This window comes from Streptomyces sp. NPDC047981, from assembly GCF_040653315.1.
GTDB lineage: Bacteria > Actinomycetota > Actinomycetes > Streptomycetales > Streptomycetaceae > Streptomyces.
This window is the reverse complement of record NZ_JBEZNQ010000035.1, coordinates 75,997-90,483: the sequence shown is the minus strand read 5'-3', so window position 1 is coordinate 90,483 and position 14,487 is coordinate 75,997. Positions and strand designations below refer to the sequence as shown.

Annotated in this window: 14 protein-coding genes, 1 tRNA gene and 2 pseudogenes; 8 read left to right on the top strand and 9 right to left on the bottom strand. The window is 71.2% G+C overall.

The features are described from left to right. Window positions 1-108: 108 nt before the first annotated feature. The 3 genes from AB0E14_RS21930 to ugpC all read right to left on the bottom strand — a co-directional run bounded on the left by AB0E14_RS21930 (window position 109) and on the right by ugpC (window position 2,594). On the bottom strand, window positions 109-828 hold the full coding sequence (locus AB0E14_RS21930) for a nucleotidyltransferase family protein (RefSeq protein ID WP_362420457.1): 720 nt from the start codon (window positions 826-828) through the stop codon (window positions 109-111). A 53-nt stretch (window positions 829-881) separates the two neighbouring features. Further along, window positions 882-1,295 carry a hypothetical protein gene (locus AB0E14_RS21925; RefSeq protein ID WP_362420454.1) on the bottom strand — a complete coding sequence of 138 codons (414 nt, stop codon included), beginning with the start codon at window positions 1,293-1,295 and terminating at the stop codon, window positions 882-884. 207 nt (window positions 1,296-1,502) lie between these two features. Beyond that, window positions 1,503-2,594: a sn-glycerol-3-phosphate ABC transporter ATP-binding protein UgpC gene (ugpC, locus tag AB0E14_RS21920; RefSeq protein WP_362420451.1), complete on the bottom strand. Its 1,092-nt coding sequence runs from the start codon at window positions 2,592-2,594 to the stop codon at window positions 1,503-1,505. A 182-nt stretch (window positions 2,595-2,776) separates the two neighbouring features. Between ugpC and AB0E14_RS21915 the strand changes: the two genes are divergently transcribed. Then, window positions 2,777-2,853, top strand: a tRNA-Thr gene (locus AB0E14_RS21915). A 92-nt stretch (window positions 2,854-2,945) separates the two neighbouring features. Here AB0E14_RS21915 and AB0E14_RS21910 read toward each other — a convergent pair. Continuing rightward, window positions 2,946-3,425, bottom strand: a pseudogene (locus tag AB0E14_RS21910) (tyrosine-type recombinase/integrase); the annotation flags it as partial. A gap of 254 nt (window positions 3,426-3,679) precedes the next feature. Continuing rightward, window positions 3,680-4,252 (bottom strand): TetR family transcriptional regulator, encoded by a 573-nt coding sequence (locus tag AB0E14_RS21905; protein ID WP_362420448.1) that lies wholly within the window; start codon window positions 4,250-4,252, stop codon window positions 3,680-3,682. Window positions 4,253-4,350: 98 nt separating this feature from the next. On the opposite strand from AB0E14_RS21905, the gene AB0E14_RS21900 reads away from it, so the two are divergent. The 3 genes from AB0E14_RS21900 to AB0E14_RS21890 all read left to right on the top strand — a co-directional run bounded on the left by AB0E14_RS21900 (window position 4,351) and on the right by AB0E14_RS21890 (window position 7,043). Further along, the gene (locus AB0E14_RS21900) at window positions 4,351-5,913 is read left to right on the top strand and encodes a carboxylesterase family protein (protein WP_362420445.1); all 1,563 of its coding nucleotides are present in this window, start codon (window positions 4,351-4,353) and stop codon (window positions 5,911-5,913) included. A gap of 362 nt (window positions 5,914-6,275) precedes the next feature. Continuing rightward, entirely contained in the window at window positions 6,276-6,482 is a 207-nt protein-coding gene (locus tag AB0E14_RS21895; RefSeq protein ID WP_362420443.1) for a hypothetical protein, read from the top strand. Window positions 6,483-6,653: 171 nt separating this feature from the next. Further along, window positions 6,654-7,043, top strand: a complete 390-nt coding sequence (locus AB0E14_RS21890) for a hypothetical protein (RefSeq protein WP_362420441.1) — start codon at window positions 6,654-6,656, stop codon at window positions 7,041-7,043. A gap of 13 nt (window positions 7,044-7,056) precedes the next feature. On the opposite strand, the gene AB0E14_RS21885 is transcribed toward AB0E14_RS21890, so the two are convergent. Then, on the bottom strand, window positions 7,057-7,605 hold the full coding sequence (locus AB0E14_RS21885; RefSeq protein WP_362420438.1) for an SMI1/KNR4 family protein: 549 nt from the start codon (window positions 7,603-7,605) through the stop codon (window positions 7,057-7,059). 119 nt (window positions 7,606-7,724) lie between these two features. On the opposite strand from AB0E14_RS21885, the pseudogene AB0E14_RS21880 reads away from it, so the two are divergent. Beyond that, window positions 7,725-7,871 (top strand): annotated as a pseudogene (locus AB0E14_RS21880) (HNH endonuclease); the annotation flags it as partial. Window positions 7,872-7,918: 47 nt separating this feature from the next. Here the strand turns inward: AB0E14_RS21880 and AB0E14_RS21875 are convergent. Then, a complete protein-coding gene (locus tag AB0E14_RS21875; protein WP_362420435.1) occupies window positions 7,919-9,334 on the bottom strand; it encodes an FAD-dependent oxidoreductase in 1,416 nt (471 codons plus the stop codon). Between the two features lie 151 nt (window positions 9,335-9,485). Between AB0E14_RS21875 and AB0E14_RS21870 the strand changes: the two genes are divergently transcribed. The 3 genes from AB0E14_RS21870 to AB0E14_RS21860 all read left to right on the top strand — a co-directional run bounded on the left by AB0E14_RS21870 (window position 9,486) and on the right by AB0E14_RS21860 (window position 11,781). After that, window positions 9,486-10,172: a thioredoxin domain-containing protein gene (locus AB0E14_RS21870; protein WP_362420432.1), complete on the top strand. Its 687-nt coding sequence runs from the start codon at window positions 9,486-9,488 to the stop codon at window positions 10,170-10,172. Between the two features lie 132 nt (window positions 10,173-10,304). After that, a complete protein-coding gene (locus AB0E14_RS21865; RefSeq protein ID WP_362420429.1) occupies window positions 10,305-11,255 on the top strand; it encodes an aminoglycoside phosphotransferase family protein in 951 nt (316 codons plus the stop codon). 40 nt (window positions 11,256-11,295) lie between these two features. Then, window positions 11,296-11,781 carry a GNAT family N-acetyltransferase gene (locus AB0E14_RS21860; protein WP_362420426.1) on the top strand — a complete coding sequence of 162 codons (486 nt, stop codon included), beginning with the start codon at window positions 11,296-11,298 and terminating at the stop codon, window positions 11,779-11,781. A 430-nt stretch (window positions 11,782-12,211) separates the two neighbouring features. Here AB0E14_RS21860 and AB0E14_RS21855 read toward each other — a convergent pair whose 3' ends face one another. After that, window positions 12,212-13,210 (bottom strand): zinc-binding dehydrogenase, encoded by a 999-nt coding sequence (locus AB0E14_RS21855; RefSeq protein WP_362420423.1) that lies wholly within the window; start codon window positions 13,208-13,210, stop codon window positions 12,212-12,214. A 63-nt stretch (window positions 13,211-13,273) separates the two neighbouring features. After that, the gene (locus AB0E14_RS21850; protein WP_362420420.1) at window positions 13,274-14,464 is read right to left on the bottom strand and encodes an FAD-dependent oxidoreductase; all 1,191 of its coding nucleotides are present in this window, start codon (window positions 14,462-14,464) and stop codon (window positions 13,274-13,276) included. Between the last annotated feature and the right edge of the window lie 23 nt (window positions 14,465-14,487).

The following is a 14,487-nucleotide window of genomic DNA, read 5'->3' as shown; positions in this document are numbered from 1 at the left end:
CACCCCCCCCTCGCGGCGGGGCGGTGGGCCGCTCCCAGGGGTTCGCCGGCGGGCCCCCCCGGCCCCCCGGGCGGCCCCCCCCCTTCGACGTACCCCTCAGGAGGCTCTTCAGGAGGCTCCCTGGGAGGCCAGCTCCTTCGCGGCCTCGGTGAGGTCCTTGGCGGTGTCGATGGCCCGCCAGTACGCCCCCTGGGGCAGCGGGAAGCCGGCAAGACGGCGTTCGCGGGCCAGCCGGGGGAAGGTGGTGCGCTCGTGGTCGCCCCGGTCCGGGAGCAGCTCGGTGAACGCGGCGGAGAAGACGTACACGCCCGCGTTGATGAGGAACGGCGACGGCGGCGCCTCGATGAAGTCGGTGATGTGCCCGAAGGTGTCGGTCTCGACGGCGCCCCAGGGGATGCGGGGGCGGGCCAGGGCGAGGGTGGCGGTCGCGTCGCGTTCGGCGTGGAAGGCGGCCATCTCACGCAGGGAGAAACGGGTCCAGATGTCGCCGTTGGTGGCGTACCAGGGCTGTGCGGGCTCGGGCAGGTGCGCGGCGGCGTACTTGAGGCCGCCGCCACGGCCGAGCGGCTCGGGTTCGACGACGGTCTTCACGCGCAGCGGAAGATCGGCGGAGGCGAGCCAGTCCTGGAGGACCTCGGCGAGATGGCCGCAGGACACGACGGCGTCGGTCACGCCCTCGGCGGCGAGCCAGGACAGCTGATGGCCGATGATCGGGGTCCCGGTGCCGGGGATCTCGACCATCGGCTTGGGGCGGTCGTCGGTGTACGGGCGCAGGCGCGAGCCCTGGCCGCCCGCCAGGACCACGGCCTGCGTCGGGAAGGTATCCATACCGCGAACGATATGCGCACCGGGTGAGGCAGCCGTTCAGCGTCGAGGCGTCGTCAGCTCGCGTACATCACGCCGGTCGCGAACGAGGTGTCGCAGACCGGGCGCGAGTAGGACTGGGCGCGCGTGGGGCCGTAGTGGCGTACGGCGGCCTTGCCGAGGGCGCGGGCGATGGACATGCAGTGCTTGGCGAGCGAGGGGCTGTTCTCGACCTCGCGCTGGAGGTGCGTCAACGCGGTGCCGGGGTCCTTCTCCTGAAGCTCTGCGAGCAGGCGGTCGCGCAGAATATCCTGCGGGGCACGGGACTTGGCGGGGACGGAGACGTCCTCCGAGGATGCGGTGAGCATCTGGGTGTCGGAGCCCTTGCCGGCCCACGGGACGGCGGAGACCGCGAGCGTCCCGGAGAGCACCAGGACGACGGGCAGGACGAGGGCGAGAGAGCGGCCGATACGGCGGGCAGTGTGCGTCACGCAGGCGAGCGTAGCGGCCAGTGAAGATATGGCGACATTTAGTCACTCTCGCGGGGGATGGTTCGAGGCGGCTTTTCGATTCGCGTGTTGACGCGGCTGTCCGAATTGCCAGTCCTGCCGGGGTATTTGTCGACAGGGTCGTGGACAGCCGAACGGCCCCGTATCCGCAACAGATACGAGGCCGTTCGCTTCATGCCTTCCGGTGGGTCAGAGCCGCTCACCGGTGGAGGTCGAGAAGACGTGCAGCTCGTCGGGGCGCGGCACGACGTGGAGCGTGGAGCCCTTCTCCGGGACGGCGCGGCCGCCGACGCGGACGACCAGGTCCTTGTCCTCGCCGCCGACGCGGGCGGTGCCGTAGACGTAACCGTCGGCGCCGAGCTCCTCGACGACGTTCACGGAGACGGCCAGGCCCTCCTTGCTGGTGGCACCCGACACGTCGAAGTGCTCGGGGCGGATGCCGACCGTGACGGTCGTGTCGCCCTTGGCGGAGGCGGCGGAGAGCGCGTCGCGGGAGACCGGGACGACGCTGTTGCCGAACTTCACGCCGCCGTCGGTGATCGGGACCTCGACCAGGTTCATGGCGGGGGAGCCGATGAAGCCGGCCACGAAGAGGTTCGCGGGACGGTCGTACATGTTGCGCGGCGAGTCGACCTGCTGGAGCAGACCGTCCTTGAGGACGGCGACGCGGTCGCCCATGGTGAGGGCCTCGACCTGGTCGTGCGTGACGTACACGGTCGTGATGCCGAGCCGGCGCTGCAGGCTCGCGATCTGCGTACGGGTCGAGACGCGGAGCTTGGCGTCGAGGTTCGACAGCGGCTCGTCCATGAGGAAGACCTGGGGCTCGCGCACGATGGCACGCCCCATCGCGACACGCTGACGCTGACCGCCGGAGAGCGCCTTGGGCTTGCGGTCCAGGTACGGGGTGAGGTCGAGGATCTTGGCGGCCTCTTCGACCTTGGCGCGGATCTCGCTCTTGTTGACGCCGGCGATCTTGAGGGCGAAGCCCATGTTGTCGGCGACGGTCATGTGCGGGTAGAGCGCGTAGTTCTGGAACACCATGGCGATGTCCCGGTCCTTCGGCGGCAGGTGCGTGACGTCGCGGTCCCCGATACGGATGGAGCCGCCGTTGACGTCCTCGAGCCCGGCGAGCATGCGCAGGGAGGTGGACTTGCCGCAGCCGGAGGGCCCGACGAGGACGAGGAACTCGCCGTCCTCGATCTCGATCTCGAGCTGGTCGACGGCGGGCTTGTCGGAACCCGGGTAGAGCCGGGTCGCCTTGTCGAACGTGACAGAAGCCATGGTGATGTGTCCCTTCACCGGCAGGAACGTGCCGGACGATCCGAGTAAAGGAAGGATTGAGGTCTAGTCCACCGGAGTGAACTGAGGGCGACGGTACCTGGCGGAACGGGATCTGTCAGCACTCCGGCCGAGGTGAGATTCCCGACCGTACGACCCCGCCGTTTGGTTACACTGCACTCGCTGCCTCCTTAGCTCAGCTGGCCAGAGCACCGCTCTTGTAAAGCGGGGGTCGTCGGTTCGAACCCGACAGGGGGCTCCAGGCAGGAAACGTCGAAGACCCCCGACCGATCATGGTTGGGGGTCTTCGGCATCTACGGATGACATCGACGGCGGCGGTCTGTCGGGCACGGTTCACAGCGCGCGGAGCGAAATGTGGATGCCGGGGCCCGGGCTTGGCATGCGTCTGAGGAGCCGGTTCATGTGGCTGATGGCCTCACGCTGCGTGTGCTGGACGACGTGCGTCTACTCGTCCATGGGCAGGCTGATCTGGCTGTGCCCGAGGATCTCCATGACGACGCGAGGCGCGATGTCGGCGGCGGTGAGGAGCGTCGTGCAGCCGTGCGGGGCGTCGTGGAGGCGGATGAGCCGGAGGCCGGCGATCTCGCTGCCGCGGACGAAGCAGTCGTGGACGTTGCGGGGCTCGATGGGGCGGCCGGTACGGGTGGCGAAGACGTAGCCCCTGGGCGGCGGAGAGCGCCGTGCGGAGCGCGCGGTGGGTTCCTTGGCGGTGGCCGCCGTTGTCTGGTTCTCCAGCTGGAGGAGGAAGCGCTGGACGTCGGGGGAGCTCAGGGTCTCCAGCCGCTTCGTGTCGAGCATGGGGCTCAGGTAGAGGTGTGCGTGTGTCGAGAGCTTGAGGCGTTCGCGGCGCTTGGCGTCGCACTCGGCCTCTCCGAGAACATGCGCGAGCAGCACACCGTCGGCGAACTGGGCTGGGAGAAGGACGCCCAGGGAGACCTGATCGGCGTCGGCGACGATGCCTTCCTCCGCTTTTGGCCGCCCACCCCCGGCAGGAACATCACCGCGCAGGTCTTCTTCCGCAGAAGGGCCAGGTCAGCGGCCTGGTCCTTCTGCGTTGCCTGTCGTGGTCAGCGCGCCAACTCGCCCAGGGCCCGGACGCCTTCGAGTACTTCGGCGGCAGTGGGAGCACTGGAGGGATCGCTGAGGCACTGGAGCATCACGCCCGACACCAGCGCCAACTGCACGGTGCCCAGGGTGCGGACAGAGGCGTCCGACACTTCCTCCTCGCGGACGCCATCCAGGATCGCCGCCATGCCGCGCCGCCCCTGAGCGGTGCCCGCGGCCAGCGCGGCCCGCAGCTCCGGCTGCCGTTGGGCCTGCATGAACAGCTCCACCGAGGCCAGCCAGAGGTCGGGGTGCGCACCGAAGTCGTCGATCAGGCTCTCCCAAATGCGCTCGAAGTGCGCCCGGGAGGACCCGTCGGCATCGGGCACCAGTGCCCGGCCCATCGCATCGCCCCACTCGTCGAGGATCTCGAACAGCGCCTGATTGAGCAGCGCCTCCCGCGAGCCGTAGTGGTAGCCGATGGCGGCCGTGCTCACGCCGGCGGCTGCGGCGATGTCACGCACGGCCGTGCGGTCGTAGCCCTTTTCCCTCAGGCACGCCTTGGCGCCGATGAGCAAGGCTTCTCGGTTTCCCATGGCCGGGAGCCTAGCGCCCGACATGGCACGAACGCCTCACTCGATCGCGCTATACAAATGTATTGCGCGATCGTGCAAATCTGCGTAGCGTTTGGGCCATGAGACACATGAGGAGCGCTTCCAAGGGGTTCACCGCCGTGGTGCTGGCGCTGGGCACGGGCTTCGGGCTCGGCCTGGCCGGCCCGGCTCAGGCGGCAGCGGGCAACGGGGCCGGCTCGATCGTCGGCACCACTGACGGGGCCGTGCGTGGCACCGTCGACGGTGACGGCGTGCGCAGCTTCCAGGGCATCCCGTACGCCGCCCCGCCGGTGGGCGGGCTGCGATGGTCGCCGCCGCGGCCCGCTGCACCCTGGACCGGAGTACGCGAGGCGACGGCACCGGGCTCCCCCTGCGCGCAGCCCAAGGGGCTGCCCATCGGAATCCCCAGCGAGGCCGAGGACTGCCTCTACCTGAACGTCACCACCCCCGCGCAGCGGGCCGGGAAGCGGCCGGTGATCGTGTGGATCCACGGTGGCAGCCTGATGTTCGGCAGCGGCGACCTCTACGGTCCCAAGCGGCTGGCCGCCGAGGGCGCCGTCGTCGTGTCGGTGAACTACCGGCTCGGCGTCATGGGCTTCCTGGCCGACCCGGCGCTCAGGACCTCCGGCGGTCTCGGCCTGGAGGACCAGCAGGCGGCGCTGCGTTGGGTCCGTGCCAACGCGGGCGCCTTCGGCGGCGACCCCGCCAATGTGACGGTCATGGGCGAGTCCGGCGGCGGCTACAGCGTCTGCGGTCACCTCGCCTCACCGAAGTCGGCCGGGCTCTTCGACCGTGCCATCGTCCAGAGCGCGCCGTGCGCCACGGGCGGCTCCCGCACGCGGGAGGCAGCCGAGGCCGAGGCCGAGGCCACCGTCAAGAACCTCCGGACGATGGGGGCGTGCACGGAGGACGAGCACGCGGAGTCTTGTCTGCGTGGCGCGGACGCGGCCACGCTCATGGAGGCGTACGGGACGTGGAAGGAGCCCCGCCCGGTCGCAGGCACGGACCTGCTGCCGCTCGCCCCCGCCGAAGCCCTCCGGACCGGAAGGTTCAACCGCGTCCCCGTCCTCATCGGGGTCAACCACGACGAGGAGCGCGGCATGATCCTGGGCCAGGAGCTGGCGGCCGGGCCCATGGCGGCCGAGGCGTACGAGCCCGCGATCCGCGAGGAGTTCGGCTCCCGGGCGGACGCGGTGCTGGCCCGCTACCCACTGAGCCGTTTCGGCTCGGCCGGCGAGGCCCTGGCGACCGTGCGGACCGACCACGCCTGGTCCGTTCCGACAATGGACACTGCCAAGCTTCTGTCGCGGTGGACGCCGACTCGGATGTTCGAGTTCAGTGAGCGCGACACCCCGTGGTGGGCGGGATCCAAGGCCCCCAGCTTCCAGCCTCGGGCCCAGCACATGGCGGAACTGCCCTACCTCTTCGACTTCAGGATCCCCCTCTTCGAGGAAATGACGGAGAAGCAGAGGGCCCTCGGCAAGCGCATGACGGGCACCTGGGTGAACTTCGCCGAGTCCGGGAAGACGGACTGGCCGGCCTTCCGTGGCAGGGGTTATGTGCAGTCTCTGACCTCGGGGCCGTGGAAGCGCACGGAGTTCCTCAGGGACCACGATTACACGTTCTGGAAGGACCTCGGCTGACGCCAGGGACCGAACGGCTCGCGCCACTACGTGTCAGTCATGCCGGTGACGACGGTCGACAGGGGAGCCGCAGGCCCCCCCGAGACCGACTCCGCCGGAGATTCTTCGCAGGTCATCAAGCGTCCGTACTCTTGGCATGGTTCTTCGTCGTGCACATACAGCTCGCCGCCGTCGAGTCGGACCAACCACCCGCGCACGGCGCGGGAGCGCACCGCCTTTACGGCGGGGCGCCACGTGCAGCGGGCGGTCGAGACGGCAGACGGGATGGGAGCCAGGGCTAGGCGTGGGCAAGGCCGGCGGGCCGGTGACCCATGACGGCTCCGGCCCGAAGCCGCTGTACGGTGACCGCCGAGGGAGTGGTCATGAGCGAGCAGGACCTTTCGGCATACGCATCGATGTGGACCACAGAACGCGATCGGTGGGAACTGCATCGCTTCGACGACACCTACCTGCCGATCGCGAAGGGAGATCCACCGATGGCATCGCTGATCTGTGATGACGAACTGGCGGACCTGGTGATCGCGAGGATGCTCGCGGCGGGGGTCACCGTGGTGGATGCCCCGGAGTAATCCCGGGCGTGCCCCATGCGTGCCCGATCACGGGGGGACGAGCGGGGAACCACCGGGATCGACGGCATCCCCGCTGCTTTCCCGCAGGTCAGCGAACGTGCAGGCCAGGCGGAATCCGCATACGGGTTCCTCCGAACTGGTGCTCCCTGAGGCACACGCCATCATTCAGCCATGCTGACGAAGGAAGATGCTCGCCGATTGGTACTCGCCGAGATCGCGCAGGTGCGGAACTGCCCCGGCCACGAGTACGAGTTGGGGATTCTCCGCGTGCAGGAACTGCCATTCGGATGGATCTTCTACTGGGGATCCGTCGGCGATGGGCGGAGCGGGCAGCGGCCTCGGCTCGGAGGAAACGGCCCCTTCCTGGTGGACCGTGAGAACGAACGGCTGATCCGCACCGCGACCAACGTGCCAGTCGCCCGCCAGATCGCGGACCATGAGCGTCGCCTCCGGCGCGAGGCTCACGCCCGAAACGCGGCAGCGAAGCAAGCAGCGCAGCGGCGCCGTACCGAAACCACGGCAACCGACCCCGTCCGACACCGTCCTTCCGGGTCTTCGTAGCAGCGGGGTTCGGTCACTCTGCGATTCGGGCGGTGGCGCGTTTCCATGGAACCGGTGTCGCCACGTCGTCGGCCTCATCGGCGTCTTCCCGGTACCAGCCTGTTCCGGCGAGCCAGGTCTCGAGCCACCCGGCCAGGCTTTCGGCGTCGACGAACCAGGCGGCGGCTCCGTCGTCCGCCATGATGTTCGGCTCGAAGAGGAGGACCGCGGCGGTCTCGCTGCGGCAGTCCACCGCGGCGTACATGCCGCAGCCCCAGTCGAGGATGGGCAGCACGCCCGCCGGCCAGTACGGTGTCTCTCCCTCGGCCGAGGCGGATCGCTCGGACCGGTACTCGCTCAGCACCGTGCGTCCCGCCCCGACCAGGGGAAGAAGCTGGTACTCGGGGCCGAAGCCACCGTTGGCCACTTCTCGGTACAGACGTGCCAGCAGGGGCGGGAGCGCGAAACCGAGGGCGGCCTCAGCCGAGGCCACCTCCTCGGCGGAGGCGGTGGGCGGCAACGTCTCCGACGTGGCCCTGGCCTTCGTCGCCACGCGCGGGACGAGATCTTCGATGGCTGTCACGGCGTGATCCTGTCAGGCACCTACGACAGAGCTGCCGGGTCGTTCGTCGTCGGTACCGCGACGTGATCCCCGTCGGGGCGAGACGGCCCCGGAGCTTCCGGCCGCCCGCCCGGATCGCCCATGACCAGGGCGAAGGGCGGACGAAGCTCAGCGATCTCGCTCTGATCTGCGCCAACTGCCACCGGATGATCCATCGCCGGGCGCCCTGGCCCACGCCCGACGAGCTTCGGAGGCTCATCAGGGCGAGCAGGAGGTCCGGTGGGTGAGGGGTTCCGGTGGCGTCGCGTTCTGTGGTGTCGAGTCGGTGGGGGCGTCAGCGGCCTGCGATTTTGTTGGCCAGGGTGGCGATGCGGGAGGTCGTGGCCGTGTGGGTGGTGGATTCGGTGTGGTCCGCGTGGCGGTAGGCCGCGTACATGGTCTGGACGCCCAGCCAGCGGAGGGGTTCCGGTTCCCATTTGCGGACCTTGTGGTTGACCCAGGGGAGGGCCGTCAGGTCGGTGGGGCCCTGCTGGCCCGAGTCCTGCTGGATGAGGTCGCGCAGGGTGCGGGCCGCCAGGTTGGTGGTGGCTACGCCCGAGCCCACGTAGCCGCCCGCCCAGCCCAGGCCCGTCGAGCGGTCGAGGGTGACCGTCGCGCACCAGTCGCGGGGGACGCCCAGGACGCCTGACCAGGCGTGGTCGATGCCCACGCCGGCCAGGGACGGGAAGAAGCGGGTCAGGATCTCGCGCAGGGCCTCGATCGTCTCGGGCTGGGTGCGGCCGTCGTTGTCCGTGCGGGAGCCGTAGCGGTACGGGACGCCCCGGCCGCCCAGTGCGATGCGGCCGTCGGCGGTGCGCTGGGCGTACATGTACGCGTGCGCCATGTCGCCCAGGGTCTCGCCGCCCTGCCAGCCGATCTCCGCCCACTGGGCGTCGGTGAGGGGCTCCGTCGCGATCATCGACGAGTTCATCGGGAGCCAGGTGCGGCGCTGGCCCGTGAGGGAGGCCGTGAAGCCCTCCGTGCAGCGCAGGACGTAGGGGGCGCGGACCGTGCCGTACGGGGTGATCGCGTGCTTCGGCTTGATCTCGGTGACCGGGGTCGACTCGTGGATCGTCACGCCGAGGGCCTCGACCGCCGCCGCGAGGCCCTTGACCAGTTTCACCGGGTTGAGGCGGGCGCCGTGCGGGGTCCAGGACGAGCCGACCGCGCCGGAGACCCGGATCCGGTCGGCGGTCTCGCGGGCGCCGTACAGCTCCCGCTCCTTCTCGCCGAAGGCGATCTCCACCGCGTGGAAGGCCTTGAGGCGGGCGAGCTGCGCGGGGGAGTGCGCGACCTCCAGGACGCCGCCGCGGTGGATGTCGGCGTCGATGCCTTCCGTCGCGCAGGTCTCGATGACCTCCGTGACCGTGTCGTTCATGGCCTGCTGCAGGCGCACCGCCGCCTCGTGGCCGTGCAGTCTGGCGTAGCGGTCGCGGCCCGCGATGCCGTTGTAGAGCCACCCGCCGTTGCGGCCGGAGGCGCCGTAGCCGCAGAACTTGGCTTCGAGGACGGTGATGTTGAGGAAGGGGACGGCCTTCTTCAGGTAGTACGCGGTCCACAGGCCGGTGTAGCCGCCGCCGACGATGCAGACGTCCGCCGTGGCGTCCCCGGGCAGGGGCTCGCGCGGGGCGGGGGTGCCGTCCTGGGCGTACCAGAACGAGATGCCGCCGTTGACGGTGCTGCCGCTGTTCCTGCTGCTCCTGCTGGCCATGGGCGGGAGGGTACTGGATGGGCCGGGGGCCTTCGACCCTCGGATACGGGTCTTTCGGCGGGGTGGTCCGGGTGGGGGTGGCCCTTAGGTTCGAGGGTGCGGTTTCGCTGCGGATTTCGTTGTCGTTCCGCCGTGTCGAAAGGACCCTTTCATGCCTCTGCGCAGGACTGTTCGCGTGGCGGTCGCGCTGGCCGCCGCCGGGGCCGTCGCGTCGGCCGGGGCGGGGTGTTCGGCCTCGTCCTCGTCCTCGTCCGCGGCGGCGTCCGGCGCGGTGTACGAGCCCGCCGGCGTGCCGGGAGCCGGGCTCACGACCGTCGTCGAAGGGCCGAAGATCGTCGTCGGTGACGCCAAGGCGCCGCACACGGCGACCGTGTACGTGGACCCGCGCTGCAGCTACTGCGCCAAGTTCGAGGAGGGCGGCGCCGTGCCGCTCGCGCAGGCCGCGGCCGACGGGAAGGTGCGGATCGAGTACGTCGTCGCGTCCTTCCTCGACGCGCGCACGGGCGGTACGGACTCGGCGCGCGCGGCGAACGCGATGCGGGCGGCGGCGGAGGCCGGGAGGTTCGCGGAGTTCCAGGCGGCGCTGTTCGCGGGCGGCGGTGCGGAGGACCCGCTGAAGGTCGCGGACCGGGTGGAGGGGCTGCGGGGCGCGGAGTTCGACCGGGCGGTGCGGGAGGACGCGTACCACGACTGGGTCGTCTCGGCGGAGAAGGCGTTCGAGGACTCGGGTGTCGGCGGGACGCCGACGGTGGTCGTCGACGGGCAGTCGGTGGGGGTGGGCGACGCGCTGTACGACCAGGACGCGTTCGCGCGGGTGCTGCGCGACGCGGGGCTGTGAGGCGCCGGAAGTGTGAGAAGCCGGAAGTGTGAAGCGCCGGAAGTGTGAGGCGCCGGAGGTGTGAGGCGCCGGAGGTGTGAGGTCGGCTTTTACTCGGGTGTGGCTCGGCGCGCGCGTGTGTAGCGTCGTCGTGTGATCGAGATTCCGGCGGAACTGGCGGCCTCGCAGGCGAAGTACAACGGAGAGGCGGGCCGGGCTTTCGTCGCGGCGCTGCCGGGGCGGGCGCGGGAGTTCCTGGACCGGTGGGGGCTGCGGGTGACCGGGCCGTCGATGTACGGGGTGGCCTCGCTGGTGCTGCCGGTGGTGCGGAGCGCCGACGGGACGCGCGCGGCGCTGAAGATGCAGCTCCTCGACGAGGAGAGCGCGGGCGAGGCGGTGGCGCTGCGGGTCTGGGACGGCGCCGGGGCCGTGCGGCTGCTCGCGGAGGACGCGGAGACCGGCACGATGCTCCTCGAGCGGCTGGACGAGGGCCGGCACCTGTCGGTGCTGGGCGCGACGGACGCGCGGCAGGCGGTGCGGATCCTCGGGGAGCTGCTGGCCCGGCTGTCGGCCGTACCGGCGCCGGAAGGACTGCGGGGGCTCGGGGAGATCGCCGCGCGGATGGTGGCGGACACCCCGGACGCGGCGGCCCGGCTGGGGGCCGAGGACGCGGCCCTGCTGCGGGACTGCGCGGCGGCGGTACGGGAGGTCATGGGCGAGCCGGGCGACCGGCTGCTCCACTGGGACCTGCACTACGACAACATCCTGGCGGCAGAGCGCGAGCCGTGGCTGGCGATCGACCCGAAGCCGCTGGTCGGCGACCCGGGGTTCGACCTGCTCCCGGCGCTGACGGACCTGTGGGGCGAGGACGGGGACGGGAGCGGGGGCGGGGGCGGGGGTGAGCCTGGGAGTGCCGATCCTGCGGTCGTGACGCGGTGGCGGTTCGACCTGCTGACGGAGCGGCTCGGTCTCGACCGGGACCGGGCGCTCGCGTGGACGCTGGGCCGGGTGCTGCAGAACGGGTTGTGGGACGTGGAGGACGGTGAGCCGGCCCTCGACCCCGATCAGGTCGTCATCGCCCGGAGCCTGATGCGCGCGCGATGACGGGTGGTCCCGGCACTCGGGCGCGGTGCACGCTGGGGGCATGATTCGTACCGCCACACCTGCCGACGTGCCCGTGATCCACGCGATGGTCCGCGAACTCGCCGCGTACGAGAAGGCCCTGGACGAGGTCCGCGCGACTCCCGAACAGCTCCACGAGGCGCTCTTCGGCCCCCAGCCGGCCGCCTACGCGCACCTCGCGGAGTCCCCCGAGGGCGAACCGGTGGGCTTCGCCCTGTGGTTCCTGAACTTCTCGACCTGGCGTGGCGTCCACGGCATCTACCTGGAGGACCTGTACGTCCGCCCGACGAGCCGCGGCGGCGGCCACGGGAAGGCCCTGCTGGCCGAGTTGGCCCGGATCTGCGTCGAGCGCGGGTACGAGCGCCTGGAGTGGTCCGTCCTCGACTGGAACGAGCCCGCCGTGGAGTTCTACAGGTCGCTCGGGGCGGTGTCGATGGACGAGTGGACCGTGAACCGGCTGACGGACGACGCGCTGCAACGGTTGGGCTCGACTCCAAGTGGCTTGTGAATGACCTGAGTTACGTGGCCTCGGCGGCTAACCTGGATCCATGCACCTCATTGATCCGGGCGCATAGGGGAGCCGGCCCCGGCGAAGAGAAAAGGGGCTCTCGCCGGGGCCGGCGCTCCCTCCTCGTACGAGGCGGTGCCCCTTGCCGTCTCGGCGGTGGGCGTCAGCCCGCCGTAGGCCCGGACGAGGAGGTTGCAAGATGGCCGCAAAGGATAAGGAGTCCTGGATCAAGGAACTGGCCTCTCGGTTCGCAGTCGCGCTGGCAGTCAAAGCGCTGTGGGCCGCGATCATGAGGCTGGCTCTCCGCGACGACGCCTGAGCAGTGCCCATCCGGCCGGCCCTCGGAACCCCTTACCGAGGGCCGGCTGTTCTGTCTTCCGTACGTACGGGCTGCGGGGCCACGGCGTTAAAGGGCCACGGAACGATTGCGCTACGGGATCAGCACCACCTTGCCGATCGTGCCCCGGGACTCCAGGGCCCGGTGGGCCTCCGCGGCGTTCCGGAGGGGGAAGGGGTGGACGGCCGGGCGGAGGGTGCCGGCGGTGGCGGCGGCGAGGGCGGCCAGTTCGAGGTTGCGGACGTCGCCGCCCGCCTTCTGGAGCATCACCGGGCCGAGGACGGACTCCGAGGTGATGCCCTTGGCCGCGAGCTCCTCCTCCGTGAACGTGAGGGGCTCGCCGTCCGCGATGCCGCCGCTGGACCAGCCGAAGACCAGGTGCAGACCGCCCTTGCCGAGGAGGTCGACCGCCGCGCGGGCGGTGTCGCCGCCGACCGAGTCGAAGACGACGGTGGCGGTGCGCGAGCCGAGGAAGGCGCGGACCTGGTCCGGCCAGTCCGGGAGCTTGTAGTCGACGGCCAGGTCGGCGCCGTTCTCGGCGACGCGGGCCACCTTCTCCGGGCCACCCGCGAGGCCGATGACGGTGGCGCCGGCGTTCTTCGCGTACTGGACGAGGAGGGTGCCGATGCCGCCTGCCGCCGCCGGGACGACGGCGACCGACTCCGGGCCGAGTTCCGCGAACTGGAGGATCCCGAGCGTCGTGCGGCCCGTGCCGATCATCGCGACGGCCTCCGCCTCGCCCACGTGGTCCGCGAGGGCGTGGAGTTTCGTCGCGTCCACGACGGCCTTCTCCGCGTACCCGCCGGGCGCCATGCCCAGGTGGGCCACGACGCGCCGCCCCAGCCAGGACGCGTCCGTGCCCTCGCCGAGCGCGTCGACGGTGCCGGCGACCTCACGGCCGGGGACGGTGGGCAGTTCGGCCGGGGCGGGGAAGGGGCCGGTGTGGCCCATGCGCAGGGCCGCGTCCAGGAGGTGGACGCCCGCCGCGGCGACCGCGATCCGTACCTGACCGGGGCCGGGGACCGGGGCCTCGACCTCCTCGTACGTGAGGTTCTCGGCCGGGCCGAAGGCGTGGAGGCGGATCGCGTGCATGGTGAACTCCCCGGTGGGTGGTCGGTGCCTGTCCGTGCGTGCTGACGGATCCAGACTCCTACCTCAAGCGGACTTGAGGTCAAGCCTCTTGGTCCGCAGCGCCAGCGACACCGCCTCCACGGCGCTGGTGAACGACACCTCCGACAGCACGCCGGGCGCCGCCACCTCGTCCCCCGCCAGGTACACCCCGTCGCCCCGGTCGATCGCCGGGCGGTCGCGCCAGGTCGTACCCGGGCGGTCCACGGCGCCCGTACGCCCCCCGGAGACGGCCTCGCGGCGCCAGACCTGGCGCTCGCGCCAGCCCGGGAAGCCGAGGTCCAGGAGGCGTTCGGCGTGGGCAACGCCGTCCGCCTTGGAGGCCTCCAGGGCGATCGGGAGCTGTGCCTGGATCAACTGCTCGCCCGCCGGGGCGAGGGACGGGTCCTGCGCGGTGAAGCGTTCTATCCACCCGGGCGCGTCCAGGTCCGAGATGATGAACGGGTCGCCCTTCCGGGTGCGCAGGGCCAGGTCGAGAAGGACCGTGCGGCCGCTGTCCCACCGGAGCGTCGCGTCGTCAAGCAGCTTCGACGCCGCCGCGAGCGAGGTCGCCACGACGACCGGCCCTTCGGCGAGCGGCAGTTCGGTGAGGCGGGACTTCGTCTCGATCCGTACGCCCAGCTTCCGGGCGCGCGCCGCCATCCGCTCCACGAGGCCGCCCCAGCCGCCCTTGAGGTACGTCGCCTCCGGCGGCAGCGCGGCGGCCCGGTGCAGCCGCTCCTGGACGAAGCGGGCCGAGAGCGCGCCGGGGTCGTGGTGGAAGAGCGCGACCCCGCTGTACGCGGCGGCCTGCCGGGCCGCCTCGGGGCCCGCCAGCCGCGTGGCCCAGGTCAGGAAGTCGGTGTCGACGGGGGCCTGTTCGGCCGACCGGAGCGTGTGGCGCAGGAAGCCGAGGGGCGGGGTGCGGCGCAGGGCGCCCGCCCGGTGGAAGCGGAAACGGGCGGCTTCGAGCGGCGGCAGGGGCGCGAGCTGACCGAGGAGGCTGCGCTGCTTGAGCCAGGTCCAGTGCGGCCCGCCGCGGTAGAGCGCGTGCGGCCCCTCGTTGGTGCGGTAGGGGCCCTCGGCGGTCCTGGCCCGCCCGCCGAGGGTGTGGTGAGCCTCGTGGAGGGTGACGCCCGCGCCGGCCTCGGCGGCCGTGATCGCCGCCGTGAGACCGGCGAATCCGCCGCCGATGATCGTGATGTTCCGCTGCGTGTTCCGGTGCGTGTTCCGGTGCATGTCCGCTCCTTCGTGAGGGTCGT